The organism is Nonlabens sp. MB-3u-79 (assembly GCF_002831625.1).
Classification (GTDB): domain Bacteria; phylum Bacteroidota; class Bacteroidia; order Flavobacteriales; family Flavobacteriaceae; genus Nonlabens.
Map to the genome: position 1 here is coordinate 3,159,162 of NZ_CP025116.1, position 25,615 is coordinate 3,184,776.

At 38.7% G+C, this 25,615-nt stretch carries 24 protein-coding genes; 9 read left to right on the plus strand and 15 right to left on the minus strand.

Annotated elements, in window-relative coordinates:
- Window positions 1-333: 333 nt before the first annotated feature.
- The 8 genes from CW736_RS13865 to CW736_RS13900 all read right to left on the minus strand — a co-directional run bounded on the left by CW736_RS13865 (window position 334) and on the right by CW736_RS13900 (window position 7,809).
- Window positions 334-1,140 (minus strand): enoyl-ACP reductase, encoded by an 807-nt coding sequence (locus CW736_RS13865; RefSeq protein WP_101014944.1) that lies wholly within the window; start codon window positions 1,138-1,140, stop codon window positions 334-336.
- A 30-nt stretch (window positions 1,141-1,170) separates the two neighbouring features.
- Window positions 1,171-2,850 (minus strand): DNA repair protein RecN, encoded by a 1,680-nt coding sequence (gene recN, locus CW736_RS13870; protein ID WP_101014945.1) that lies wholly within the window; start codon window positions 2,848-2,850, stop codon window positions 1,171-1,173.
- Between the two features lie 84 nt (window positions 2,851-2,934).
- On the minus strand, window positions 2,935-3,837 hold the full coding sequence (locus CW736_RS13875; protein ID WP_101014946.1) for a DUF4835 family protein: 903 nt from the start codon (window positions 3,835-3,837) through the stop codon (window positions 2,935-2,937).
- The gene (gene coaBC, locus CW736_RS13880) at window positions 3,812-5,020 is read right to left on the minus strand and encodes a bifunctional phosphopantothenoylcysteine decarboxylase/phosphopantothenate--cysteine ligase CoaBC (protein WP_198519391.1); all 1,209 of its coding nucleotides are present in this window, start codon (window positions 5,018-5,020) and stop codon (window positions 3,812-3,814) included. Before coaBC ends, CW736_RS13875 begins: the two co-directional genes overlap by 26 nt.
- A 13-nt stretch (window positions 5,021-5,033) precedes the next feature.
- A complete protein-coding gene (locus CW736_RS13885; protein ID WP_101014948.1) occupies window positions 5,034-5,360 on the minus strand; it encodes a DNA-directed RNA polymerase subunit omega in 327 nt (108 codons plus the stop codon).
- A 5-nt stretch (window positions 5,361-5,365) separates the two neighbouring features.
- Window positions 5,366-6,175 carry an outer membrane protein assembly factor BamD gene (locus CW736_RS13890; protein ID WP_101014949.1) on the minus strand — a complete coding sequence of 270 codons (810 nt, stop codon included), beginning with the start codon at window positions 6,173-6,175 and terminating at the stop codon, window positions 5,366-5,368.
- A gap of 241 nt (window positions 6,176-6,416) precedes the next feature.
- Window positions 6,417-7,295 carry a 4-hydroxy-tetrahydrodipicolinate synthase gene (dapA, locus tag CW736_RS13895; RefSeq protein WP_101014950.1) on the minus strand — a complete coding sequence of 293 codons (879 nt, stop codon included), beginning with the start codon at window positions 7,293-7,295 and terminating at the stop codon, window positions 6,417-6,419.
- A 1-nt stretch (window position 7,296) separates the two neighbouring features.
- The gene (locus tag CW736_RS13900) at window positions 7,297-7,809 is read right to left on the minus strand and encodes a DUF6913 domain-containing protein (protein ID WP_101014951.1); all 513 of its coding nucleotides are present in this window, start codon (window positions 7,807-7,809) and stop codon (window positions 7,297-7,299) included.
- A gap of 53 nt (window positions 7,810-7,862) precedes the next feature.
- On the opposite strand from CW736_RS13900, the gene CW736_RS13905 reads away from it, so the two are divergent.
- The 3 genes from CW736_RS13905 (at window position 7,863) to CW736_RS13915 (ending at window position 11,426) form a co-directional block, all read left to right on the plus strand.
- A complete protein-coding gene (locus CW736_RS13905; protein WP_101014952.1) occupies window positions 7,863-8,660 on the plus strand; it encodes a 5'-nucleotidase C-terminal domain-containing protein in 798 nt (265 codons plus the stop codon).
- A gap of 21 nt (window positions 8,661-8,681) precedes the next feature.
- Window positions 8,682-9,608, plus strand: a complete 927-nt coding sequence (locus tag CW736_RS13910; protein WP_101014953.1) for a bifunctional metallophosphatase/5'-nucleotidase — start codon at window positions 8,682-8,684, stop codon at window positions 9,606-9,608.
- A 534-nt stretch (window positions 9,609-10,142) separates the two neighbouring features.
- Complete coding sequence (locus tag CW736_RS13915) at window positions 10,143-11,426, plus strand: ammonium transporter (protein WP_101014954.1); 1,284 nt, start codon at window positions 10,143-10,145, stop codon at window positions 11,424-11,426.
- Window positions 11,427-11,545: 119 nt separating this feature from the next.
- On the opposite strand, the gene ligA is transcribed toward CW736_RS13915, so the two are convergent.
- A complete protein-coding gene (gene ligA, locus CW736_RS13920; protein WP_101014955.1) occupies window positions 11,546-13,615 on the minus strand; it encodes an NAD-dependent DNA ligase LigA in 2,070 nt (689 codons plus the stop codon).
- Between the two features lie 49 nt (window positions 13,616-13,664).
- On the opposite strand from ligA, the gene CW736_RS13925 reads away from it, so the two are divergent.
- The 3 genes from CW736_RS13925 to CW736_RS13935 are packed head-to-tail and all read left to right on the plus strand — an operon-like array spanning window position 13,665 to window position 19,174.
- A complete protein-coding gene (locus tag CW736_RS13925; protein WP_101014956.1) occupies window positions 13,665-15,962 on the plus strand; it encodes a beta-N-acetylhexosaminidase in 2,298 nt (765 codons plus the stop codon).
- 1 nt (window position 15,963) lies between these two features.
- Window positions 15,964-16,695, plus strand: coding sequence for a copper homeostasis protein CutC (locus CW736_RS13930; protein WP_101014957.1), 732 nt, complete (start codon window positions 15,964-15,966; stop codon window positions 16,693-16,695).
- Window positions 16,685-19,174, plus strand: a complete 2,490-nt coding sequence (locus tag CW736_RS13935; RefSeq protein WP_101014958.1) for a beta-mannosidase — start codon at window positions 16,685-16,687, stop codon at window positions 19,172-19,174. Before CW736_RS13930 ends, CW736_RS13935 begins: the two co-directional genes overlap by 11 nt.
- A 288-nt stretch (window positions 19,175-19,462) precedes the next feature.
- Here the strand turns inward: CW736_RS13935 and prmC are convergent, their stop codons facing one another.
- The 3 genes from prmC to CW736_RS13945 all read right to left on the minus strand — a co-directional run bounded on the left by prmC (window position 19,463) and on the right by CW736_RS13945 (window position 21,083).
- A complete protein-coding gene (gene prmC, locus CW736_RS13940) occupies window positions 19,463-20,308 on the minus strand; it encodes a peptide chain release factor N(5)-glutamine methyltransferase (protein ID WP_101014959.1) in 846 nt (281 codons plus the stop codon).
- Between the two features lie 147 nt (window positions 20,309-20,455).
- Complete coding sequence (locus CW736_RS14180; protein ID WP_157810976.1) at window positions 20,456-20,605, minus strand: hypothetical protein; 150 nt, start codon at window positions 20,603-20,605, stop codon at window positions 20,456-20,458.
- 1 nt (window position 20,606) lies between these two features.
- The gene (locus CW736_RS13945) at window positions 20,607-21,083 is read right to left on the minus strand and encodes a GNAT family N-acetyltransferase (protein WP_101014960.1); all 477 of its coding nucleotides are present in this window, start codon (window positions 21,081-21,083) and stop codon (window positions 20,607-20,609) included.
- A gap of 140 nt (window positions 21,084-21,223) precedes the next feature.
- Here CW736_RS13945 and ribD point away from each other — a divergent pair, with 140 nt between their 5' ends.
- Together ribD and CW736_RS13955 are read left to right on the plus strand one after the other, a co-directional pair.
- Complete coding sequence (ribD, locus tag CW736_RS13950) at window positions 21,224-22,237, plus strand: bifunctional diaminohydroxyphosphoribosylaminopyrimidine deaminase/5-amino-6-(5-phosphoribosylamino)uracil reductase RibD (protein WP_101014961.1); 1,014 nt, start codon at window positions 21,224-21,226, stop codon at window positions 22,235-22,237.
- On the plus strand, window positions 22,234-23,100 hold the full coding sequence (locus CW736_RS13955; protein ID WP_101014962.1) for an EamA family transporter: 867 nt from the start codon (window positions 22,234-22,236) through the stop codon (window positions 23,098-23,100). Before ribD ends, CW736_RS13955 begins: the two co-directional genes overlap by 4 nt.
- A 49-nt stretch (window positions 23,101-23,149) precedes the next feature.
- Here CW736_RS13955 and CW736_RS13960 read toward each other — a convergent pair whose 3' ends face one another.
- Window positions 23,150-23,728 (minus strand): hypothetical protein, encoded by a 579-nt coding sequence (locus tag CW736_RS13960; protein WP_101014963.1) that lies wholly within the window; start codon window positions 23,726-23,728, stop codon window positions 23,150-23,152.
- A gap of 82 nt (window positions 23,729-23,810) precedes the next feature.
- Between CW736_RS13960 and CW736_RS13965 the strand changes: the two genes are divergently transcribed.
- Window positions 23,811-24,416 carry an IMPACT family protein gene (locus CW736_RS13965; RefSeq protein ID WP_101014964.1) on the plus strand — a complete coding sequence of 202 codons (606 nt, stop codon included), beginning with the start codon at window positions 23,811-23,813 and terminating at the stop codon, window positions 24,414-24,416.
- Here the strand turns inward: CW736_RS13965 and CW736_RS13970 are convergent.
- Both CW736_RS13970 and CW736_RS13975 read right to left on the minus strand, forming a co-directional pair.
- The gene (locus tag CW736_RS13970) at window positions 24,413-24,958 is read right to left on the minus strand and encodes a pyridoxamine 5'-phosphate oxidase family protein (RefSeq protein ID WP_101014965.1); all 546 of its coding nucleotides are present in this window, start codon (window positions 24,956-24,958) and stop codon (window positions 24,413-24,415) included. The genes CW736_RS13965 and CW736_RS13970 overlap by 4 nt on opposite strands.
- A gap of 64 nt (window positions 24,959-25,022) precedes the next feature.
- Entirely contained in the window at window positions 25,023-25,427 is a 405-nt protein-coding gene (locus CW736_RS13975; RefSeq protein ID WP_101014966.1) for an acyl-CoA thioesterase, read from the minus strand.
- Between the last annotated feature and the right edge of the window lie 188 nt (window positions 25,428-25,615).

Consider the following 25,615-nt stretch of genomic DNA (forward strand, 5'->3'; position numbering starts at 1 on the left):
TCTTAAAAACAATTAACTTCTTTTTTTGAGTGCCCCTTTTTACTTTTGACTTCCTGACTATTGAATACCTGTAAAGAAATAGAACCCTGAGAATATTGAAATAAGATAGGTTTTATACAAGGGTCTCATTGATAAGTACATAGCTAAATTATCATCTAAAAACCTATACTAGTAACTAATTTTCAGCTGCTGGATCTAGGCTCTTAATTCAGTAAACTTTAGCAAGACGACTTATGATGCACAAACTTCTATTTTGAAGAAAAAAAGAAAAAGAGCACAAAAAAAAGCCTTATCTATAGATAAGGCTTTTAAGAATTTATAAATGTAATGCTACTAAAACTTCTCGATCACTTCTTGACTAACGCCAGTATTGGAGAATCCTCCATCGTGAAATAGGTTTTGCATCGTCACCTTTTTAGTATAATCTGAAAATAAAGTCATGGTATACTCTGCACAATCTTGAGCGGTAGCATTCCCTAATGGACTCATCTTCTCTGCATAACTTAAGAAACCTTCAAATCCCTTAACACCACTTCCTGCAGTTGTAGGAGTTGGTGATTGAGAAATGGTATTTACTCTTACCTTTTTATCTTTCCCGAAGAAATAACCAAAGCTACGAGCAATGGATTCTAGATAGGCTTTGTTATCTGCCATATCGTTGTAGTCTGGAAAAGTACGTTGTGCAGCCATATAGGTCAAAGCCACTATACTACCCCATTCATTCATGGCGTCATTTTTATGAAGCGTTTGCATCACCTTATGAAAAGAGACCGCACTTACATCCCATCCTTTTTCTGTGTATTTATAATTTTGATCCGTATAATGATTTCCTTTACGCACATTGACACTCATCCCTATAGAATGTAAAACAAAATCTAATTTACCACCTAAAATCTCTACTGATTTAGACACTAAATTTTCAAGATCTTCAATACTGGTAGCATCTGCTGGAATAATTTCACTTCCTGTGCTCTTAGCTAGTTCGCTGATTTGCCCCATACGCATAGCCACTGGAGCATTTGTAAGTACAAAAGTCGCTCCTTCTTCATGAGCTAATTGTGCTGTTTTCCAAGCAATAGAATTTTCATCCAACGCGCCAAATATGATTCCGCGTTTTCCTTTTAATAAATTGTAAGCCATAGTTATTGATTAGGTAGCAAATATATAAAACTAATTGAGTAGCGCACGTGCATTTTCTCTCGCAGCGTTGGAAATAGTTCCGCCACTTAACATCTGTGCAATTTCTTCTAAGCGTGCCTCTTTATCCAGACGTTGTATGGTGCTGTAGGTCATATGCTCATCGGTTACTTTTTTTACAATCAAGTGATCCTTACCTGCAGCAGCAATTTGCGGTAAGTGTGTTATCGACATCACCTGCATTTCTTCACTCATTGATTTCATGATCTGGGCCATTTTTGTGGCTATAACACCGCTCACTCCAGTATCAATCTCGTCAAATATAATAGTAGGCAACTTTTTACATCTTGAAAGTATGGACTTGATCGCCAGCATCAATCTAGAAAGCTCCCCGCCAGAAGCTGCTTTATCTAGCGCTAGCAATTGAGACCCTTTATTTGCAGTGAACGTGAACTGGATAAAGTCTACACCTGAATAACTGTAAATACCTTGTGGCAATACTTCTACTAAGAATTGTGCATCTGGCATACCTAGATCATTCACAATGTTTACCACCTCAACTTCAAGAGCTGTTTTGTGTTTTATTTTCAAGCCCGTAAGCTCCTTCCCTATTTGAAGCAACTTATCTTCAGAATCTTGAAGCTGCTTTTCTTGGGTTTTAATCTTCTTTTCCAGACCTAGGGAAACGAAAACCTTGTCGGCCAATTCGTCTCTTAACTGAACTAATGACGCCACATCTTCGACTTGGTGTTTTCTATAAAGATTCTCCAAAAGACTCAATGAAGTATTGATTTGAAGCAAACGCTCCGGATCTGCTTCTACCTTATCTGCTTCATTAGAAGATTCTTGATAGACATCTTCTAACTCTAACAAGACCGAAGACATTCTTTCCTTAAGAGCTGCATAAGTCGTTGAATAAGGGCCTATGCTTTGTAGTTTGTTTTGCAACTGTCTTAGTTGATCTAAGATCCCCAAATCGTCTTCAGAGAGTACTGCATTGAACTCGGTAAGCACTTCAGTGATACTCTCTACATTACTGAGCTGTTCATTTTCTTCTTCTAATGCTTGTTGATCTAATTGATCGAGTCCGGCTTCTTCCAACTCTTCTAGCAAGAAATTATTATAATCCAATTCCTTAGACAATTCGGCTTCCTGACCTTTTAACCTTTTTAGTTCTTTTTGGGAATTTTTAAAAATGACCAACTCGGCTCTATAACTCTGTAATATTTGAGAAGCTGGCTTTGAATCATTCTTAGTGGCCTCAATAATAAAAGCGTTTAAAACATCCGTTTGAAATACATCTTTAGAAAGCTGTAGGGTTTGATGCTGGGAATGAATATCAACAAGGCGCTTGCCTATGGTATTCATTACAGAAAGTGTAACAGGAGTATCATTAATAAATGCCCTGCTTTTTCCAGAAGGCAATATCTCCCTTCTTAAAAAGCTCAGGTCTTCATAATCCAGATCCAGCTCTTCAAACAATTCTTTTAGGCCTAAACTTGAAATTTGAAACTGTGCTTCTACCACACATTTACGAGAGGTGTCTCTAATGGCACTCAAATCTGCTCGATTACCTAAAATTAAACCTAGTGCACCCAATAGGATAGATTTTCCCGCACCCGTTTCTCCTGTGATCATGGTGAGGTCTTTTTGAAGCTCTAATTCTAAAGAATCGATCAACGCAAAATTTTCTATTTGAATATGTTTAAGCAATTTATATACAGTAATTTAAACAGCAAATAAGCTGTCTGATTATAAAGCATAAAACTAGGTAAAAACTAGGTAGTAAAAAAGATACTAAACTTTAATATTACGCCATTTTGAAGACTGGTTAGGAGCTAGTTTTTGCAAGGTTGCTTTTAACTCTCTAATATCAACTGCTGGACCTGAAGAATAAATACTCATAATCTCGTCTGCCTTTGCGTCAAAGAAGGTGCGTTGAAGTAAACTATTCGGTCTGCGGTTGTGCAATTCATTAAACTCTTGTAAGTAGTTCTTTAGAATAATTTTACCAGCTTTGGAATCTTTTGAGAAGGTGTCTAGGCCTTTTAGATGGTAGGAATACATGACTTCTCTATATTCTTTATAAGTGTCGGAAAGCATATCATCATTTAACCTAAATCTAGAAATCAACCCATCGCTTGCCTTCCATCCCTCAGCTCCTAGCGATCCTTGAGCGAGGTTGACGATGGTCTGAGCTTCTTCGTGAAAAGGCTGTCCTCCTCTAAGCTCAAACGTATCAGAGTCGATTCCCAAAACGGTATAGGCATAAAATGAAATGAGAGAAATTAAATTATTTTCAAACCTGTTGGAATTATAGAAAAACGGAGCGTACTCTACATATTCAAAAGCGATGTCATCATCCTTAAAGTTAAAAACAGGTGTCGTATAGGAGGAATTAAAAACAGGTCGAGATGCCGAAATTTGAAAATTCCCTCTGAATCGATCATTATCATAACTGGTCACCACAAAAACTAATGACGCATTGATCTTTTCTTCATCTCTAAATTTTTGATCGGTCCATTTTGTATTGTTCAAAAACTCCTGCATAGAAGTTTCTAACGTTTTAAAAATAGTCTGATCTGGTTGCGCGACATTTTGAGCATTTACCTGGATGGTAAAATTCAACTCTTGCGCATTTGACAGGAACAAAGCAAATAAAGCCAGTAAAAAACTATAAAATCCTTTTGATAATTTCATGTACGATATCTTTTGCCACTTCCGTTTTTGGTTTGGTATCAAATCTGGAAATATTTTTATCTTTATCTATAATAGTAATTTTATTGGTATCCACACCAAAACCGGCACCTTTATCTCGCATAGAGTTCAATACGAGCAAATCGGTTTGTTTGCTTTCCGCTTTCGCGAAAGCGTGCTGCATTTCATTCTCCGTCTCCAACGCAAAACCTACTAAAAAAGGTTTTTTATCCATTGCTCCGACACTCGCAAGAATATCTGGGTTTTTAACCAACTCCATAGATAACGTATCAGACTTCTTTTTTATTTTTTGATCTACAGGATTTAAAGGTCGATAGTCTGCTACCGCAGCGCTAAAAATAGCAATATCTACCTTTTGAACCACTAGGTGAACCTCATCGTACATTTCCTGAGCAGTTTTAATATCTACTCGATGGATCAACGGATGATTGATAATCACAACACTAGGGCCCATAACCAAATGAACTTGCGCACCTTGATTAGCCATTTCTAGGGCAATTGCAGCGCCCATTTTACCGCTACTGTGATTCCCTATAAATCTTACAGGGTCAATAGCCTCATAAGTAGGTCCCGCTGTAATAAGGCATGTCTTACCTCTTAACGGTAACTTACTTGAGATGTTTTTTTCTATAAACTGAATAATTTCTTCCGGCTCTGCCATGCGTCCCTTTCCAGAAAGACCGCTTGCGAGCTCACCATCTCCAGCAGGAATCATGAGATTACCGTAAGAGGTTAATTGATCAAAATTATGTTGCGTAGAAGGATGTTTATACATGTCCAGATCCATAGCTGGGGCATAATAAACAGGACACTTTGCGCTACAATAGGTAGCGAGAAGCAAATTATCTATAGCACCACTAACCATTTTACTCATGGTATTTGCAGTCGCTGGTGCGATAATCATCAAGTCTGCCCAGAGACCTAACTCTACGTGGTTATTCCAAGTATCGTTTTCATCTTCTTCATTTGTAAAATGACTTAAGACAGGGTTTTTAGAAAGAGTAGATAAGGTGAGTGGTGTCACAAAATCCCTTGCTGCAGGAGTCATAATTACCTGAACAGAAGCGCCCGCTTTTACAAGCAGGCGCACTATATAAGTAGACTTATAAGCAGCAATACCGCCAGTGACTCCTAGCAATACCTTTTTACCACTTAATACTGACATCATTTTGTTTGAATTACTCTTCAGTAGCTCCAGTATCTCTAAAGTAGATTTTACCTTGTAACCATTCTTCAATTGCTATTGCAGCTGGTTTAGGCAAACGCTCGTAGTACTTAGAAACTTCGATTTGTTCTTTGTTTTCAAAGATCTCTTCTAGAGAATCATTGTAAGTAGCAAATTCTTCTAGCTTTTCAATAAGCTCTTCCTTAACATCTGTATTGATTTGTTCAGCGCGTTTTGCGATGATAGAAATCGCCTCATACATATTGCCTGTAGGTGCGGTTAAAGCATCGCGGTTATAGGTAATAGTCGTGTTAGGAGCAGTTAGATTTTTAGTATCCATTGTTATTATTTACTTGTATTCTTAGAATTATAATCCTCTATTTTAGCTAGTATAATGTCGGCATCTTCTTTATACTCACTATTAGGATATCGATTTGCAAAGGTATCATAATATTTCTTAGCTTTTGCTAGTCTTTCTGGAACTAACTCAGGAAAACTATTAATACCATATTCATATTGAGATTCCAACAGGTAAAACTGAGCATCATCTTGATAATCGGACCCTGGATGATCTAATATAAAATTCTCAAAAGCACTAATCGCCGAAATATACCCACCTCTAAAGTTACCAAAATGATGGTATTGTTTTGCCGTTTCGTACGCTTTCTTATCTAGTTTATCTCTTAACTCATCTACCAGTGAGTTGGCTTCAGGCAAGTATTCACCTGAAGAATACACGTTGATATATTCTTGCAGTTTTGTTAAAGCAATATTGGTATCCGTTTGATCCTTAGAATATATAGGAGACATTTTATAATGACTTTTTGCAGCCATAAATAAGGCCTGCTCTGCATTAGGATCTTGAGGGTGCGACTGTATAAAACGTTCGTATTGATAAGCGCTATTGATATAACTTTCATCTTCATACAAGGCTTTTGCATATTTAATAGCCATAGGCGCAGCACTATCTGTACCTCTATAAGCAGGGATGATTTGTTCAAAAAGGGCTAAAGATTTACCGAATTTCCCTTTTGCAAAGAGCGTGTCTATCATGGCCACTTTCACTGCGTTATCTTCAGATTTAATGGCTTTTTGATAAGAACCACAACTGGCAAGAGTTATGACGAGAATCAATACAATAACAAGGTTTTTCATAGGTAATTTTAATGGAGTACAAAGGTAACTTTTTCTAGGGAAAAAGAAAGCGAGTTCACACTGCTTAACGCAGGAATACAATTTATCGTTCAAAACCAGTCTCCTAATAATTTATATCTCGCACATATTTGAAAATAAAAGGAATCCATCACTATAGACCTACTTTAACTTTCTATTTCATCTCCTCCTGTACTTTTCAAAATTATGCTGGTCTATTATAAGCACTAATCTTATGCCGTTCTTAATACTCGTATTGCTCTAGAAAAGTCTTTAAACGATTTTGAAGACTATCATCTGCTTTTACCAATGGCAACCTTACTTTATCACTGCATAATTCTAAATGGTTTAACAAGGCCTTTATCCCGGCTGGATTACCTTGCTCAAAGATCATATCTATAACCGATGCCATCTTATAATGTAGCTCATAGGATTCTTCAACGTCACCGTTCAACGCATAACGTATCATATCAGAAAAATCTTGTACCATCGCTTGACCTATAACAGAAATAACCCCGGCGCCACCCGCAAGTGTCATGGCATTTGCAATCATGTCATCTCCAGAGATCACTAGAAAATCTTTAGGTGTGTACTGAATCATTTTCATCGCTTGTACCAGATCTCCAGCAGCTTCTTTAATAGCTACCACATTTTCAAAAGCAGCTAACCTTACTACAGTCTCTACCGACATGTTAGAAGCTGTCCTTCCAGGAACGTTATACAAAATAATAGGCAATGGACTGGCTTCAGAAACAGCTTTAAAATGCTGGTAAATCCCTTCTTGTGTAGGCTTGTTATAAGATGGAGAAACAGATAAAATAGCGACAAAGCCTTTTAAATCTGCTGCTTTTAGCTCATTTACTACAACCGCTGTGTCGTTCCCACCTATTCCTATAACTAATGGAAGACGTCCATCATTCACCTGTTGAATAGTATGGATCACCTCTTTTTTCTCTTGTTTAGAAAGCGTCACACTTTCCCCAGTAGTGCCGAGCACCACTAAATAGTCGACACCATTTTCTACTTGATAATTAACAACACGAGCTAGTGCCTCGTGATCTACCGTTCCTTGAGCGTTGAATGGGGTTACTAAAGCAACACCAGTTCCTATTATTTCTTGCATTTTATGGATTAAGGATTTTTAAATATTTAGCAATTTCGGAGATAAAAAGCTCTTGCTTTGTTAACGGAACGTTAACAGCAAGATCATACGTATTTTCTTTATGAGAGGCATGTCCCACCTTGAAATTTGCGTCCAACCTCCTACTTACATAGGTGGTTATCTGACTTGGCTTCTCGTAATAATTGATTTGCAAGTCGTAGGGAGCCGTTAACAGCTCTGAAAGAGGACCTTCTTTTAAACCACCATACCATTTTACTACACGATTATCAAAAAGCGTTACTCCTTCTAAAGCATTCTTCTTAACATTATCGGTATATCCTAAAAGACTTAAGTTTTTTAATGGAATTTGCAAGGCTGTGCACCATTTTTTAAACAGCTCCACATCAGTACATTTATTTGCATCAAACACAACCACAAGAGATTGAGGCCATTGACGCTGGTGACTTCTGGAAATATTTTCCAGTTTATAAAACTCTTTGCGCAACCATCGCTGCTTTAAAATATCAAAAATCATGTACTTTTACTGCTTATTCTACTTCGCAAAAGTAGCACAATCACACGAGGCTTATGAAAAAATATAGGTTAGAAAATTGGAAGAGGACTTGGAGCTATTCCGCTTTCGCGAAAGCGGCAGTATTAGCCACCATCCTGCTGGTTTCCTGTAACAAAAAAGAATACCAATTAAAAAAAGTAGTCGGAAGTAAAACTGCAATTGATAGCAGCCTAACTAGTGCAAAAGAAATCGAGGATTATATCGCTCCTTTTAAAAAGTCTTTAGATGTACAGATGAATGAGCAGTTGAGTTACAATCCTGTTTCCATGAACAAAAGTGATTACAAGCTCAATACACCTATAGGAAATATGATGGCAGCCATTGTAAAGACACAAGGAGAGCCCGTTTACAAATCTAGAACTGGAAAAACCATAGATATCGTATTGCTTAATAACGGAGGGATCAGAGCGGGTATGCCGGCTGGTCCAGTAACCATGCGTAGCGCTTATGAAATCATGCCTTTTGACAATGAGATCGTTATTGCCCAGCTCACTGGTGACCAGGTCAACGAACTCATTAATTATCTTATCGAACGTAAAAGTGCACACCCTATTGATGGGTTACAAATCTTACTCCATGAAGATGGTACTGCAGCCAGCGTTCTAATTAACAACCAGCCGCTAGACAGGGATAACGTTTATAACGTTGCAACAAATGATTACCTCTATAACGGTGGTGATAACATGAGTTTCTTTAAAGACACACCACTTACTACCATAGAGTATAAAATCAGAAATGCGATGATCGATTACTTTAAAAAGGTGGACACCTTAAAGTTTAAAAGAGACAACAGATTTGACTACGTGAACTAATTAGTTCCCTAAAGCAAGAAAATGGAAAGAAGAAAATTTATACGCAATACCAGTGCAGGAATAGTAGTAGGAACTGCTTTATGGTCTAATTACGCTTTGGCAAACGGGATCTTTACCGCTCCAGAGTTAGCGCCTGGAACTAAGAAAATAACCATTCTCCATACCAATGATACTCATTCTCACATAGAGCCTATTTCTGGCGGTCGTAACCATGGTCGCGGTGGTGTTGCTCGTAGAGCCACATTGATAAATACGGTAAGAGAAGAAAACCCTAACAGCCTTTTATTAGACTGTGGTGATATCTTTCAAGGAACTCCTTATTTCAACTTTTACGGAGGTGAGCTGGAAATAAAGCTGATGAGCATGATGGGCTATGATGCCGCTACCATAGGAAATCACGACTTTGACAACAGTATTGAAGGTTTATATGCGCAACTGCCTCATGCTACTTTTGATTTTGTTATTTCCAACTACGATTTTTCCAATACCATTATGGACGGTCAAATAAAAACTAGAAAAGTCATTGTCAAAGACGGGGTACGTATAGGTTTGTTCGGTTTAGGAATACAGCTGCAAGGATTAGTAGATCCTAAGATGTATAAAGAAACAGTTTATAATGATCCTGTTGAAGTTGCCAAAGACCAAGTGCGTTTATTAAGAGAAGAAGACCACTGTGACATCGTTATTTGCATGTCTCATTTGGGTTATTCTTACCGTAGCGATAAAGTTTCTGATGTATCCCTAGCAGCAGCAACCTCTGGAATTGATTTGATTATAGGTGGTCACACGCACACTTTTCTCGATGCACCAGTCATCGTAAAGAACGCCGCTGGAAAAGAGGTTCTGGTCAACCAAGTAGGTTGTTACGGAATCAACCTAGGCCGTATAGATTTTTACCTCAATGAAGGGAAAGTAGATAAAGGTATGGATGTGGTTTATGAGGTGTAAAATTAAAAAGCTTTTACTTCGTCCTTAATTCAATAAACGTACCTGGACAACAAAAGGATTACTAAAGGCTTTACTAGTTATTTCATTCCCAAGAGCTACCCTTTCACGATGCCCTGCCTTGGATTAGTAATGATGATGCTTTGCGGCGCTGCCCACATCGCCTTTTTAACACCTTTGAAAACGTAAAATGATTGATAGGCATTTTTGCAATTGAAAAGCTGACTTATGTTTTCTATTATGGCTTTTGGTTTGCCGATCACAGCCTTACAGATGTCTACGACAAAGATCTTCTAGCGCGTATATGATACTCTATTTATGGACTGAATTATTTTCTATGTATGACGTTCTTTAGCTATATTTTTATAAAAACAATAAATAAACAACAAGAGACCACCCCTTACCTATTGATTACTTAAGAGATTAAAGTGCCATTTAATTTACGTACACCCTTATTTTTGAAGGGTTATTCATTAAACATGTGTATTAATTTAACCTCATACCCTATATTTGAAAAATCAATCAAATGATTTGAACATGGCAAAAAAGGTCAATTTTATAGTTTTAGCAGTTTTAGTTTTAATTAGCTTACTCTACGGCAGTCCTTATACAGAAAATGGCGACATGAGCGCTATTGATAGTGGCGATACCGCTTGGATGTTAATTGCATCTGCTTTTGTATTGTTAATGACTCCAGGACTGGCTTTTTTCTATGGTGGTATGGTGAATAAAAAATCCATGATATCTACCATGCTGCAAAGCTTTGTAGCTTTAGGTGTGGTTAGTATTCTGTGGGTTTTAGTGGGTTTCTCCCTCGCCTTTGGAGAAAGTTGGCACGGTATCATAGGAAACCCTATGACCTATTTCAATTTTAGAAATGTAGGTCTAGCACCTAATCCAGACTTTGCAGAAACCGTTCCTTTTCTAGTTTTTGCTTTGTTCCAACTCAAATTTGCTATTATCACACCAGCCTTGATTACGGGTAGCTTTGCCGAGCGCGTTCGTTTTAGAAGTTACATTCTTTTCATGGTATTATTCACCTTGTTTATATACACCCCACTAGCGCATATGACCTGGCATCCAGATGGATTGTTACGCAACCTTGGAGTACTGGATTTTGCCGGTGGAACTGTGGTTCATATGAGCGCAGGATTTGCCGCACTTGCTGGAGCTGTTTATTTAGGTAAACGCAAAAAAATAACACACGACCCAGCAAATGTGCCCTATATCATTTTAGGAACTGGTTTACTATGGTTCGGTTGGTTCGGGTTCAATGCCGGTAGTGCACTTGCCGCAAATGCTGATGCTGTTATCGCTTTTGCCAACACTAATATAGCTAGTGCTACCGCTATGATTACTTGGATGTTTTACGAACGTTTCTCTAATCGTAAAATGAGCGCTATAGGTGCTTGTATAGGCGCGATAGTAGGACTGGTTGCTATAACGCCAGCGGCAGGTTTTGTTACTATCTCCCAAAGTATATTTATAGGTTTTACAGCCGCAATAACTAGTAATTTAGCTATTTCTTGGTTCTCTAAAACTGGAATTGACGACACACTAGACGTCTTTCCTAGTCATGGTGTTGGAGGTATTGTAGGAATGATTCTAACCGCTGTATTTGCAAAAGACGTAGGTCTTGTAAATGGAGAAACAGAAACTTTTATGTGGCATATTATTGCATTAGTAGCTGTTGCTATATTCACTTTTGGCGGTAGTTTGATTTTTTATAAGATCGTAGACATATTAATACCCATAAGAGTTACTGCCGATCAGGAAGAACGCGGTTTAGACGCCAGTCAACACGGAGAAGTTGTAGATTAGTCTAACACTACATTCTTTTAAAAGCCATTTCTGTATAAGCGGCGTCCAGCTCTGTTGATGTTTTTTGAAGAATAAGAGGACGCTTTCGCGAAAGCGAAAGCCAACGAATAATTATACCATTAACTATTTGACCCCTCAACCATTTCTAAAAACTCCAACTCACTAAGCATATTTATCCCTAGTTTCTCCGCTTTTTCTAATTTAGACGGCCCCATATTTTCACCGCGAACTAAGTAATCTGTCTTACTGGAAAGCGAACTACTTACTTTTCCACCGTTGTCCTCAATAAGCTTTTTCAAAGCGTTTCTAGACATTTCAAAAACGCCTGAAATCACAAAACTCTTCCCCACTAACTTATCTGTCTGACCTTCTAGTTGTTCTTCAGAAAGTGCCAATTGCAATCCTGATGCTTGAAGTCTTTCTACAATATCTAGTTGGTATGGATCAGTAATAAAGGCCACCACAGACTGAGCAATACGCTCCCCTATCTCTGGCACAGCGGTAAGTTCTTCTGTTTTTTTATCAGCTGCGCTGGTAATATCTGCAAAAAGATCTAAGTTGTCCTTCTCCGGCTCTGCAGGTATTTTAAGCAGTGCCTCTATATTTTTATAATGTTTGGCAAGTTTTTTAGCTACCGTTTCTCCTACATATCTAATTCCAAGACCAAATAACACCCGCTCAAAAGGAACTTGTTTACTAGCTTCAATTCCTTGGACCATATTTTCGGCACTTTTTTGCGCCATACGCTCCAATGGCAATACTTGTTCTACAGTTAAATCGTATAAATCGGCATAATTGTGAATCAATCCAGCTTCTACTAACTGGTCTACCGTTTCAGAACCGATGCCGTCTATATCCATAGCTTTACGAGATATAAAATGCTGTATGCGACCTTTTACTTGTGGCGGACATGCCATTTCGTTCGGACAGTAATGTTTTGCATCACCTTCATTGCGCACTAATGCTGTATGACATTCTGGACAATGTGTGGCGTAAATGGTAGGAACCGAGTTTTCTGGTCGTTTTGATAAATCCACCGCTACGATTTTAGGAATGATCTCACCGCCTTTTTCTACATATACCTCATCGCCTACTCTGATATCCAACCTTTCAATTTGGTCAGCATTATGCAAACTTGCTCGCCTTACGGTTGTTCCAGAGATTTCCACCGCTTCTAAATTTGCTACCGGTGTTATAGAACCGGTGCGACCTACTTGATAGGTAATTTCTTCTAGCCGTGTAGAAACTTGCTCTGCAGCAAACTTGTATGCCATCGCCCACTTGGGCGATTTAGCCGTAAAACCCAACTCTTCTTGCTGACGCAACGAATTCACTTTTACAACAACCCCATCCGTTTCATAAGGCAACTCCCTTCTTGCCACATCCCAGTGATTGATAAACTCAAAAACCTCTTCAATAGAGCTCACTAACTTGGATTCCTTGGGTGCTTTAAAACCCCATTTTCTAGCATATTCTAAAGAGTCTGACTGTGTTGTTGCAGGTAAATCATCTCCAGCAAGCGAGTACAAAAGACAGTCTAAAGGTCGTTTGGCCACTTCAGCACTGTCCTGTAATTTCAAACTACCACTAGCCGTATTACGCGGGTTGCGATATAAATCCAGTCCTTGAGCCTCCCGTTCTTCATTCATTTTATGAAAACCTTCCCAAGGCAACACAATCTCACCACGTATTTCAAATTTGGCCGGTACATCATCTCCTTTTAATTGCAATGGAACCGACTTGATCGTACGCACATTAGCCGTTACCTCATCACCTTGATTTCCATCGCCACGGGTAACCGCTTGTACAAATTTTCCGTTTTCATAATGTAAGGAAATACTCGCGCCGTCGTATTTCAACTCACAAGTGAACTGAATATCGCCATCAACTATTTTTTTGATGCGGGTTTCCCAATCTTTTAAATCCTCTATAGAATAAGAATTATCCAGGGAGTACATGCGATTGATATGCTTTACCGTATGGAAGTTTTTGGTCACTTCACCACCTACTCGTACCGATGGACTAGTCGCGTCATAAAACTCAGGATGAGTGGCTTCCAGCGTTTTTAATTGCTCCAGTTTCTTATCAAACTCAAAGTCTGATATGGTAGGATTATCATTAACGTAGTAGTTATAATTGTGCTCACGCAATTCGATACGTAAGGATTGTATTTGTTCTTTTGGACTCATAGAAAATGTGCTATCTTCTGCTCAAATTTTAAAATTCTAAAATACAATAATGAGCGCTAGATTTTTAATTCTTTGCAGTTTGATATTAACACTGTTGTCATGCAGGGAGCCAGACATAAAACTGTCGAGTCCCTCCATTATTCCAGCCCCACAATCGCTGCTGGTTAAACCCGGGTATTTTACTATGGACCCGTCGACCGTCATTAGCAACGCAGATGACTTTACGCATTCGGTGGATTTTTTAAAAAGCTTTTTAGAAGTTAAGACCAACCGCAGTTGGGAAACAAAATACGCCACAGAAAACGTCATCCTATTTGAATACGATGCCTCCATAACAGCTGCCGAAGCTTACACCCTAGAAAGTAATGCCCAGCAAATTCTAATTAAAGCAAGTACCGACGCTGGAGCTTTTTATGCGGTGCAAACATTGATCCAGCTCCTGCCTTTTGAATTGGAAAAACCAGTCCCTACTCACCCAATTCACCTGCCAGCCGTCAGCATAAAAGATCAACCTCGTTTCTCTTATCGAGGCATGCACCTAGATGTTTCCCGACACTTATTTGATGTGGAGTTCATTAAAAAATACATAGATGCAATGGCCATGCTCAAGATGAATTCCTTTCACTGGCACCTTACAGACGATCAAGGCTGGCGCATTGAAATTAAAAAATACCCCAAACTTCAAGAAATTGCAGCCTATCGTGACAGTACTTTGATCGGACATTATAACGACTCCCCAAGATTATATGCTGATAAAAAGTACGGTGGTTTTTATACGCAGGAAGATGTTCGTGAGGTGATCGCTTTCGCGAAAGCGAGACACATCAACATCATCCCAGAAATAGAAATGCCTGGTCACGCGCAAGCCGCTATAGCTGCTTATCCAGAATTGGGCTGTACCGGAAAAGAAATAGGCGTAGCAACAGAATGGGGTGTTTTTGAAGATATTTATTGTCCGAGTGAAGCAACCTTTATATTCCTTGAAAACGTTCTGGACGAAGTCATGGAGTTATTCCCATCGTCCTACATTCACATAGGTGGTGATGAGGCGCCTAAAACACAATGGAAAACAAGTGCTATCGCACAACAAGTAATTCAAGAAAACGGCTTAAAAGACGAAGCCGAACTCCAATCCTATTTTATACAGCGCATGGAAAAGTATGTCAATTCCAAAGGCCGCAATATCATAGGTTGGGACGAGATTCTAGAAGGTGGTCTGGCGCCCAACGCAACGGTGATGAGCTGGCGGGGGACCACAGGCGCTGTGGAAGCAGCAAAGGCGGGTCACGACGTCATCATGACGCCTACTTCTCATTCCTATTTTGATTATTATCAAAGTGAAAGCGATGACGAACCTACCGCAATAGGCGGATTCTTACCCCTAGAAAAAGTGTATCATTTCCAACCCATTCCAAAAGAACTCACTGCCGAAGAAGCAAAACACATTCTAGGCCCACAAGGAAACATCTGGACAGAATACATAACTACGGGCGACCAAGTAGAATACATGGCTTTTCCACGTATGCTGGCTATGAGCGAGGTGGCATGGACCGCAGCCGAAAATAAAGACTATGCTAGTTTTATAAATCGAGTGGAATATTTCCATAAAAAAATGGATGCGCTGGATATCAATTATGCCAACCATTTATATGAAGTCAGCGGATTTCTAAATGACCAACAACAATATGAGTTGAGCACCACAACCTTAGGGAAAGAAATTCGTTACACCACAGATGGTACCCAGCCTACAGCCTCTTCTAAACTGTATCAACAAGCTCTTCCTTTTACAGAAAACCTATACCTAAATGCAGCTGTTTTTAAAGACGGGGAATTATTAGGTAAGGTATTTACTCAAGAAATGCTTTTCCATAAAGGAATAGGCGCCATCATTACTGTTGATAAAGAGCCTCATAAATCCTATCCAGGCAGCGGTGCAGCAGGATTGATCAATGGAATTAAAGGAAGTGACTCGCGTTATGGCGATAGCGAATGGCTGGGGTTTTGGGGCGATGATATAGAGATTAAAATTACTTTTAAAGAACCTATTGAAATAAATGAAATCGAGTTGAGATTTTATAATGCACCTGGGCAATGGATTTATGCGCCGAAAGAATTTGAGCTATTCTTCACTCTTGAATTGGGTGACACTGTTTATGACCGAAGAGAAATTAAGGAAAGTGAGAACAACATCATCGAAATCAATTATAAATTATACAAGCCTAAAAGCATTACTCCTAAATACACCAAATTAAAAATTAAAATCCCCAACTACGGCATTATTCCAGACGGCAAACAAGGCGCTGGAAATAAAGCTTGGACATTCATAGACGAAATAATCATTAACTAATATGCTACTAGAAATTTGCGCCTCCAATTATCAAAGCGCCCTTAACGCTCAAAATGCTGGAGCGCAACGCATAGAATTGTGTAGCGAGCTTGCCGTAGGTGGCATCACACCTAGTTATGGATTGCTCAAAAAAGTAATGGAAGAACTCACTATCCCAGTAATGGTATTGATACGTCCACGTTCTGGTAATTTTGTTTATACTGATGATGAATTTGACATCATGAAACGTGACATCCAACTTTGCAAAGAGCTGGGCTGTGCTGGAATTGTTTCTGGCGTTTTAAATGAAGATTTTTCGGTAGATCTAGAATCAACCAAGGTGCTGATTGAACTCGCAAAACCTATGAGCTTTACGTTCCACAGAGCTTTTGACCATGTAAAAAATCCTGAAGAGGCTCTTAAAGAGTTGGCTGCAATAGGAGTTTCCAGAATCCTAACTTCTGGCCAACATTCTAGAGCTGTGGACGGTATAGCAAATTTGAAAGCTTATCAACGTATCGCGGGTGAGTCTTTAATCATCTTACCTGCTGGTGGTATTAATAGGGAGAACTGTTCCGCTTTCGCGAAAGCAAATTTTAAAGAAATTCATGCCAGCGCTACAGAGATTATAGAACAAACTACGCGTACTTTAGTACCTATGAATTCGCTTAAATTTATTCAAGAAAACATAGAAGTAATTTCTGATACCAACCAAATAAAAGCCATTCTTAAAAATAGTCATCATGAGGTATAGTGTGCTTTTACTTTTGCTGGTCTTCTGCTATTCCTGTCAAGTAGAAAAACCTAATTTACAAAGACAATACATAGATGCTCCTTGGGAGTTGTATCTAGAGCAATTCACCAATCCTATTGCCGACTCTATTACTATTCCTTCTACTGTTCATAGCGCTATCATAGCTAAGACCAGACATCCTTTTATAGGTAATAATGAAAATCGCATGCAATGGATTACCGAGACGGACTGGACCTACAAAACGCAATTTAAAGTAGATCGCAACACTCTAAAAAAAGAATATATAAATCTCAATTTTGAAGGAATAGACACCTATGCTTCTATTTCACTCAACGGTGTCACTATTCTAGAAACTGACAATGCTTTTTTACACTGGAAAACAGACGTAAAACCATACTTAAAAGAAGAAAACGAGCTGCTTATCGCCATCAAATCTCCGCTTCCAATCGAAGAAGAAAAAGCTGCGGCAAATCCGTATACCTTACCTGTTGGAAATCGAGTGTATACCCGCAAAGCTCAATTTCAATACGGTTGGGACTGGGGACCTAAGCTCAACACCATGGGGATTATCAAACCGGTGTATCTCGAAGCTTATGATCATTTTAAAATTGAAGATGTATACATCAAGCAAAACTATATACAAGATTCTATAGCCAATCTCACAGCTCAAATCAAACTTTCCAGACCTATAACAGAGCAACTCACTTACCAAATCAAGGTGAATGATAGCCTCTACCCTATTAAAATCACAGACTCCTTATTGGCATCTGATGTTCATGCAACTCAAGAAGTTCATTTTGAAATCAGTAATCCACAACTTTGGTGGCCGCATAATATAGGCGAGCCTTACTTGTATGAGATGGAAGTTTTGGTTTTAAAAGACGGAAAATTAATCGACTCCAAAAAGCTCCAAAGAGGAATACGCACCATAGAGTTAGTTAATGAGCCCGATGATTTAGGAACTTCCTTTTATTTTAAGGTAAATGGTGTTCCTGTTTATATGAAAGGTGCTAATTACATACCGCAAAACTCCATGCAAGATCTCGTCACCGATCAGCATTATGAAGAATTACTGAGCGATGCAGTAGACGCTAATATGAACATGCTTAGAGTTTGGGGCGGTGGCAGTTATGAGAACGATGTGTTTTATGAAAAATGCGATAAGAAAGGAATTCTAGTATGGCAAGACTTTATGTTTGCATGTGCGATGTACCCTGGAGATGATCGCTTTCGCGAAAGCGTAACTCAAGAAATAACCCAACAAATCACCAGGTTGAGAAATCACAGCAGCATTGCCTTATGGTGTGGTAATAACGAGACCAGTGAAGCTTGGAAACACTGGGGCTGGCAAAATGGAAGACCGCAAACAGAACGGGATAGTATTTGGGAAGACTACCGTGCTGTTTTTCAAATCGCCATGCCTAAATATGTAAGCGAACTCACCAAGGAACCTTATTGGGAGAGTACTCCAAAATTAGGTCGTGGGAATCCGCGTTATGAATTTGAAGGTGATGCGCACGACTGGCGTGTGTGGCACGACGCTTATCCGTTTGAACATTTTGAAGATCATGTTCCTCGTTTTATGAGCGAATTTGGTTTCCAATCGCATCCCTCTTATGAAACGATACAATACATTAATAAAGATGGAAGCCTCAACATTCATTCGGTAGATTATGCCTCGCATCAAAAACACGAGCGCGGTAATGAACTCATACAAGAGTATATGGCACGAGACTTCCCTGTTCCTACTAACGATGAAGATTATGTATATGTGAGCCAATTATTGCAAGCTTACGGAATGTCCAAAGGATTCCAAGCGCACCGACGCGCCAGACCTTATAATATGGGAACTTTATTCTGGCAACTCAATGATTGCTGGCCTGCAGTGAGCTGGTCCAGTATTGATTATTTTGGGAATTGGAAAGCCTTGCATTATCAGGCAAAACGCGATTTTGAAAATTTATTGATCAGCAATTATGTAAAAGACGGTGTTTTACACAGCTATGTGGTTAACGACGATCTCAATGATCTTACTAGTGGTTACAGCATAAAGATCATGGATTTTTACGGTAAAGAACTTTACCAAGAATCTTTTGTAGGTACCGCAGGAATGAATTCTAGTACTAAATTTCACCACATCGATTTAAGTAGTTTAGATATTGACCTATCGTCCGTTTATGTGTATACTGAGTTTGGGTCTAGAAGAGCCATCGATGTGCTGGTCCGTCCGAAAGATTTGAAATTACCAAAGGAAGAACTATCTCTAAAAAGTATTAAAACCTCAGTTGGGTATCAGATTACTTTAAAGTCTGCTGTTTTTGTAAAAGATGCTTTTTTATACAGTCCTGTAAAAGGACATTTTTCAGACAACTTTTTTGACCTGGAACCTGATGTAGAAAAAACACTTTTCTTTGAGACAGATAGTGATGTAGCGCCTTTGTTTAAATATAAAACCTTGAATGGGTTGATGGATCACTAGATGTCAGTTCGAGTGAAGTCGAGAACAGTTTAACAAGTATTGAGATTAAACTAGCAGATTCCGCATCGAGTTTCCGTTCCCCAACCCTAAAGGGTGCGGAAACAAACAGAATTCTTTTTCAAATTCAAATTTCACTTGTTATTCTGAAATCGTTTCAGGATCTGCTTTTGATGAAAACTGAGGATTGTGCTAACTATTAACCTACGTCTTCGTAATGTAGAGACGCTGAAATAAATTCAGCGTGTAAGGCTTTGAAGTTCAAATTCAAGTTCGAGTTCGAGTTCAAGTTCAAATCCTCACACATTTCATCATCCTATAATTGCCGTTCAAGTCTTTAAAAACTTCAGAATCAAAACCCAGTTCTTTGGCTAGAGTTTTCATCTCTTCAGGTAAGTATTGATTGATTTCAAAATATAAAGTGCCATCAGGTTTTAAGGCTTTTTGAGCCAATTCTAGAATCTTGCGATAAAAAATTAAGGCATTAGTGTCGTCCACAAACAAAGCTAAATAAGGCTCGTGTTCCAGTACATTTCTGTGAATTTCTTTTTTCTCTAAATTTCGTACATATGGCGGGTTGCTTACGATCACGTCATAGGTCTCTGGCAATTTATCTAAAACCAAAACATCTTCCAATAGGGTTGTTACCGGAGTTTTTAAATGGATGGCATTTGATTGTGCGAGTTCTAAAGCTTCTGGAGAAATATCGAGCAATGTCATGCTGCAACTAGGCAAGGCTTCTTTAATAGATAAGCCTATACAACCCGTTCCAGTTCCTATATCAATCATACGGAGATAGGTTTCCTTTTTATGGTTCTCAATAATCATATGAACCAGTTCTTCCGTCTCCTGACGCGGTATCAATGTATGCTCATTTACAGCAAACTCATGTCCATAGAAATGTGCTGTTCTGGTGACGTATTGCACCGGTTTTGACGTGCACAATTCTCTTAATGATTTATGGAGTATCCCTTCTTGAAGATGATTCAATTCTTCTCTATTATTCATTAAAAAATCAGCACGAGTCCAGTTCAACAAATCTTCACACACAATTTGTAAAATGCTGTGGATCTCATTTTCTGGATAAAGCGATGAAAGTTGATCTTGATAAAGAAGCTTGAATTGGTTTAAAGTCATTTTATGAAATTGAATTTGAAATTGAAATTGAACTCGAAATCAATATGTAAAGATAAGAATGAAGAGTATAAAAACTGTTCTCGACCTGCCTTTGCCGGCAGGCAGGCTGCGCTCGATCAGACAATAAGCTTGACATGAGCTTTGTAGTTAAATTTCAAGCTGTCCGTCTTTCCCGTGCGGGGCATTATTTTTATCTATCCCTTCTTTAGTTGACAAACCGATATCTAGTAGACTCCAAAGAAAAGAGAAGATTTTAATTAAAGGCCAAAACAAAATTCTTAATATAATTTCTGTCATGTCAGAATTTTAAAAGCATCTGTACCGGACAGGAGAAATGACCTGTATCGCCTAAGGGACCTTGGAGCAATTCAAAACCTACGTTTTTATACAATCCTTGTGCGTCGTACATATTATCCATAGTTTCTAGATAGATGCTGTCAAATCTCAGTTGAGCAGCTCGTTCTAAACAAACCGACATCATTTTCTTTCCGTATCCTTTTCCTCTAACTTCTGGTTTAAAGTACATCTTTTGGAGTTCGCTCACATTTCCGTTGTAATTATCAAGTGGTGCAACGCCAGCACCGCCTACCACTTCCCCATCCACTTCGAGAACATAATAATCTCTACGGGGTTTTTGGTAGTGCTGGTACATAGCTTGTGTGGCAGCATCGCTATAAGCCGTTCCTATTTTAGGAGCACCGTGCTCTAAGATGGATTGCTGTATGATATTTTTGATCGCCTCATTATCTTGAGGCAGTATTTTACGTATGTTCATAGTGCAAATTTAGAATTAAGAGCTTAAAAAAATGAATTGCTCATCACAAATTATAAAGACTCCTAAAACATTCTTTACAGCCCTTTAGTTCGTCATTGTTTATTGTTTTTACTTTTAATTCCTCCTTACCTTTGTTGCTCATGACTGCGCACGAGAAATACATGCAACGCTGTTTGCAACTGGCACAAAACGGCTTGGGCACTACTTATCCTAATCCGCTGGTGGGAAGTGTGATAGTGTCTGATACTGATGAGATTCTTGGAGAAGGATGGCATAAAAAATCTGGAGAACCTCATGCAGAAGTAAACGCAGTGTTGGATGCAGAGCAAAAGGGCTGTAATGAGTCCGCTTTCGCGAAAGCGGTACTATACGTCAACCTAGAACCCTGTTCCCACACTGGAAAAACACCAGCATGCGCCACGATGATCATCAAAAAAGGCTTTAAAAAAGTGGTGATCGGCACACTGGACCCGCATGATAAAGTAGCGGGAAAAGGTATTGCCATGCTAGAAGCAGCAGGAATAGAAGTTAGTGCAGGTGTTTTAGAGCAGGAATGCAACGAGCTCAACAGGAGGTTTTTTACGTTCCACAAAAAGCAACGTCCGTATATCATTTTAAAATGGGCCGAAACCAGCGATGGCTTTATCGCGCCAACCCAAAAAGACGAGCAAAAGCCGATCTGGATCACCAACAAGCACTCCAGACAACTTGCACACCGGTTAAGAGCAGAAGAAAACGCCATTTTAGTAGGTGCCAAAACCGTTCTACACGACAACCCATCGCTCACTTGTCGCGATTGGAAAGGAATTCACCCAACACGTGTTGTACTGGATTCTAGAAATAGCATCTCAGCAGATTTTAAAGTTATGGACAGCGCTGCTCCTACTTTAAAACTAGACCATTCTTCTACTGATGTGGATGAGATACTTCACGAGCTTTATAAAAACGGTCTTCAATCGGTTATTATTGAAGGGGGTACGGCTACGATTCAGGCGTTTATAGATGCCCAACTATGGGATGAAGCCTATCAATTTATGGGAACTGAAGTCTTGTTTTATCAAGGTTTAAAAGCACCTGTTTTAAAAGGAAATTACCACATCAAAGAACGCAAGACCATAAAAAAGGATGTGTTGAAAATATACAGAAACGCATGATTTGGTTAGTTCTAAGTATAGCGACGTCCAGCTTTCTATATGTAATTTTCAAGTATTTTGAAGTATTTAAAGTACACACACTTCACGCCATTATAGTGAATTATATCGTGGCTTGCACCACAGGCTTTCTAGCTTACGGAAGTGTACCAGATGTAGAGGAAATCATTCATGCAGACTGGCTGTTTTACGCTTTATTTTTAGGAGCTTTATTCATCACCATTTTTAATGTCATGGCATTAACCAGTCAGAGAAACGGCTTGTCAGTCGCTGCTGTATCTGGTAAAATGTCGCTAGTTATTCCTGTAATAGCAGGGATATGGCTGTATGAAGAATCCATAGGATGGATGAAGGTAGTAGGGATTCTTCTCGCTTTGGCATCGGTTTATCTTACATCTGTAAAGTCCAAAGAGGGGTTGACATTCAACAAGAGCTTGTTGCTGCTTCCTTTTGTTTTGTTCTTAGGAAGTGGGGTGATAGACACCACCATCAAATATGCAGAGATCACTCATGTTCCTAGCGGTGACGAATCTTTATTTAGCGCAATTTGCTTTGCGATGGCTTTTGTCATTGGAGTTCTAGTCCTGATCTATGAGGCGACTCAAAAGCGCTTTTTAACTTTAAGATCTATAGTTGCAGGTGTTATTTTAGGAGTGCCTAATTATTACTCCATTTATTTTCTGATCAAAACCCTTAAAAACGGAATGGAAAGTAGTGTGGTGTATCCTATCAACCATGTGGGAACGGTACTTTTCACTTCTGTATTAGGCGTATTGCTTTTTAAAGAAAAGCTGATTCCTAAAAACTATATAGGGATTGTGGTGGCTATAGCAGCTATTCTTATGATCGCTTTCGCGAAAGCATGACACAAAAAAAAGCCCCTCAGTACGAGAAGCTTTTATAAAAAAATAGTTTTTACTGTCTCGTAAAGTCTCCAAAACCATCTACCTCAATTCTTTGAGTGGCACCATTAACGTTTTGAGTAGTGTCAGAGTTAATTAGGATAACGAGATCTGTAGCAGTTAGTATATCAATAGTAAAATCTGCATCCTGGCCAAATTGAGGGAGTCCAGAACTGCTTTGACTGGAGGAAGGAACCAGATCCAAATCGGATCCATTTACAACATAAGTCCCAGAATCATTAATACTTATTGTTTGGTTACCTTGTGATATTCCTTGTGAAAATATTTCAAAAGTTTGATCACCTACAACGGTATACGTACCATCGCTATTGAATGAGAGAACTGAAGTTGCACTTACCAACTCATTAGAACTGGTAGAAGCAACTGTATTACCCATAACAGTTGCAGTAAGAGTCGTGTTTGTGACATAGTCATCATAATCCCAATCTCCTACTATAGAAGCTGTTACAGTTCCTCCACCAGAACCGGAGCCACCTCCAGGAGTTCCTCCATTAAGACTTGGGTCTAAAGGTTCTGTTTCACAAGCAATTAAGGCGGTTGCTAAAAATAATAAGCCGAGGATCTTTTTCATGGTAAGGTTTAATGATTATTTTGCAAAAATAATCCAAGCTTTCCATTATACAAAGTATTGAGATGGCATAAAAAAATTACCATTGACTGATTCTTATAAAACCATCATCAAAGCCTCTGAGGAGATTCTTTATAAAGACAGAGGTAGTAAGTTCTATGGCAACGCATTTCCATTAACGGACTCTGAAGAGGTCACTGATCTCATCGCAGTCTTGCGCAATAAGCACCCAAAAGCCGGACACCACTGTTATGCCTGGAAACTAGGTCCTAGCGATGATAATTACAGAGCAAATGATGATGGAGAACCTAGTCACAGTGCAGGAGACCCTATATTAGGACAATTAATTGCTCATGAACTAAGTGATGTTCTTGTAGTTGTTTCTAGAATCTTCGGTGGAACAAAATTAGGAGTAGGAGGTTTGATAAGCGCATACCGGGAGACGGCAAAACTAGCCCTATCCAATGCAAAAATAGTAACACGAACCATTACCGCCGATGTAGAGATTTATTTTGAATACCCGCAAATAAGCCAAGTCATGCGCTATATAGAGGAAGAGCATTTTAAGATAAAAAAACAAGAAATGACAACTTCCTGCTCCATCACCATTGCCGTGCCTAAATCTAGGCAACAAGAAGTGGCTGATGTTCTTAACACCATGTACCCGATTACATCAAAACCTGCAAACTAAGGAACCAACCACTGCCCTTTCCAATCGTCTTCAGTTTTAAAAACCGCTCGTAAGTGATTGGGTCTTTTCAATCTTAAATATTCTATGGTATGTGGAACAAACTTTAAGGCTACAAAGTTACTTTCTGATCTAGGAACATAATCAACCTGATCAGGCTGATCAATTGCGCTCCCCGGAGGGACGGATGTCGTATAATCCTTTATAGACTTTTCAGAAACTTTTTGAAACAACCTTTTGATCTCTTTTTCATCTTGCACCACTTTCAATTTGCCGTCTAATCTTATTTGCAATAACTTTTTAGGATGATAAGCCAGTATACAAGCATTATCATTAGTCGTTACATAAGACATCTTCTGTGATCTTGCGTCAGTAAAAATGATACATTCTAAAGATTCGGACACTTCTCTTAACACTACCGTGCGAGATCTTGGTGAATTTTGTTCATCAACGGTTGATAAGGTGACATATTTGAAGGGATGTCTTCTCATAGTCATAGCCCCTCTGAGCTCGTGTGTTAAGTCAGAAAATAACTCTTGCAACATTTATCTAGCTGTTTTTTGTTTAAAATTGCGCTTTCGCGAAAGCGAAACTTATAATTATCATTTGTTAAAAAAGCTTCTTACAAGCTTCTAAAAATTCTGGGATAGGCTTTCTGGGCCTAAAAGTTTGTGCATCAGTAAACACCAAGGTGAGCTGACAAACGGCACAAATTTGATTATTTTGATTAACTATTTCATAATCAAAAACTACTCTAGTAGTAGGCATGGATTGAAGGAAAACTCTGACATAAATTTCATCTCCAAATTTTATCGGATTTTTATACTTTATATCGATATTATACACCGGTAGAAGCACGCCGGCCTCTTCCATTTTAACATAAGAGAATCCTAACTGGTTCAACCATTCCAGCCTTGCTTCTTCTAAGTATATCAAATAGTTAGCATGATGAATGATCCCCATCTGATCTGTTTCTGAATATCTAGGGATGATGTTAATTGTAACTGGAGTCATAAAATTTATGATGATTATTAGTTTTATAAGAATTCAAAATCCCTGCGACTTTTTTTTAAGAAATCAAACCTTAAATAAATTTTTTTTAAGGTTTTTTATACACATATTTGTCATCGATTGTAACAACAGTATTTCCTTGTGATTTGTAGTTCTTAATCGACCCAACACTAACTAAAAAAAAGTAACTT

What these genes read in the sequence shown, in the direction of transcription:
- CW736_RS13930 (WP_101014957.1), top strand. Translation starts at nt 15,964, where the DNA reads ATGCTACTAGAAATTTGCGCCTCCAATTATCAAAGCGCCCTTAACGCT.
- CW736_RS13875 (WP_101014946.1), bottom strand. Translation starts at nt 3,837, where the DNA reads ATGAAATTATCAAAAGGATTTTATAGTTTTTTACTGGCTTTATTTGCT.
- ligA (WP_101014955.1), bottom strand. Translation starts at nt 13,615, where the DNA reads ATGAGTCCAAAAGAACAAATACAATCCTTACGTATCGAATTGCGTGAG.
- CW736_RS14180 (WP_157810976.1), bottom strand. Translation starts at nt 20,605, where the DNA reads ATGACAGAAATTATATTAAGAATTTTGTTTTGGCCTTTAATTAAAATC.
- coaBC (WP_198519391.1), bottom strand. Translation starts at nt 5,020, where the DNA reads ATGTCAGTATTAAGTGGTAAAAAGGTATTGCTAGGAGTCACTGGCGGT.
- CW736_RS13935 (WP_101014958.1), top strand. Translation starts at nt 16,685, where the DNA reads ATGAGGTATAGTGTGCTTTTACTTTTGCTGGTCTTCTGCTATTCCTGT.
- CW736_RS13975 (WP_101014966.1), bottom strand. Translation starts at nt 25,427, where the DNA reads ATGACTCCAGTTACAATTAACATCATCCCTAGATATTCAGAAACAGAT.
- CW736_RS13960 (WP_101014963.1), bottom strand. Translation starts at nt 23,728, where the DNA reads ATGAAAAAGATCCTCGGCTTATTATTTTTAGCAACCGCCTTAATTGCT.
- CW736_RS13925 (WP_101014956.1), top strand. Translation starts at nt 13,665, where the DNA reads ATGAGCGCTAGATTTTTAATTCTTTGCAGTTTGATATTAACACTGTTG.
- CW736_RS13885 (WP_101014948.1), bottom strand. Translation starts at nt 5,360, where the DNA reads ATGGATACTAAAAATCTAACTGCTCCTAACACGACTATTACCTATAAC.
- CW736_RS13915 (WP_101014954.1), top strand. Translation starts at nt 10,143, where the DNA reads ATGGCAAAAAAGGTCAATTTTATAGTTTTAGCAGTTTTAGTTTTAATT.
- CW736_RS13910 (WP_101014953.1), top strand. Translation starts at nt 8,682, where the DNA reads ATGGAAAGAAGAAAATTTATACGCAATACCAGTGCAGGAATAGTAGTA.
- CW736_RS13955 (WP_101014962.1), top strand. Translation starts at nt 22,234, where the DNA reads ATGATTTGGTTAGTTCTAAGTATAGCGACGTCCAGCTTTCTATATGTA.
- dapA (WP_101014950.1), bottom strand. Translation starts at nt 7,295, where the DNA reads ATGCAAGAAATAATAGGAACTGGTGTTGCTTTAGTAACCCCATTCAAC.
- CW736_RS13890 (WP_101014949.1), bottom strand. Translation starts at nt 6,175, where the DNA reads ATGAAAAACCTTGTTATTGTATTGATTCTCGTCATAACTCTTGCCAGT.
- prmC (WP_101014959.1), bottom strand. Translation starts at nt 20,308, where the DNA reads ATGACTTTAAACCAATTCAAGCTTCTTTATCAAGATCAACTTTCATCG.
- ribD (WP_101014961.1), top strand. Translation starts at nt 21,224, where the DNA reads ATGACTGCGCACGAGAAATACATGCAACGCTGTTTGCAACTGGCACAA.
- CW736_RS13905 (WP_101014952.1), top strand. Translation starts at nt 7,863, where the DNA reads ATGAAAAAATATAGGTTAGAAAATTGGAAGAGGACTTGGAGCTATTCC.
- CW736_RS13945 (WP_101014960.1), bottom strand. Translation starts at nt 21,083, where the DNA reads ATGAACATACGTAAAATACTGCCTCAAGATAATGAGGCGATCAAAAAT.
- CW736_RS13970 (WP_101014965.1), bottom strand. Translation starts at nt 24,958, where the DNA reads ATGTTGCAAGAGTTATTTTCTGACTTAACACACGAGCTCAGAGGGGCT.
- CW736_RS13865 (WP_101014944.1), bottom strand. Translation starts at nt 1,140, where the DNA reads ATGGCTTACAATTTATTAAAAGGAAAACGCGGAATCATATTTGGCGCG.
- CW736_RS13900 (WP_101014951.1), bottom strand. Translation starts at nt 7,809, where the DNA reads ATGATTTTTGATATTTTAAAGCAGCGATGGTTGCGCAAAGAGTTTTAT.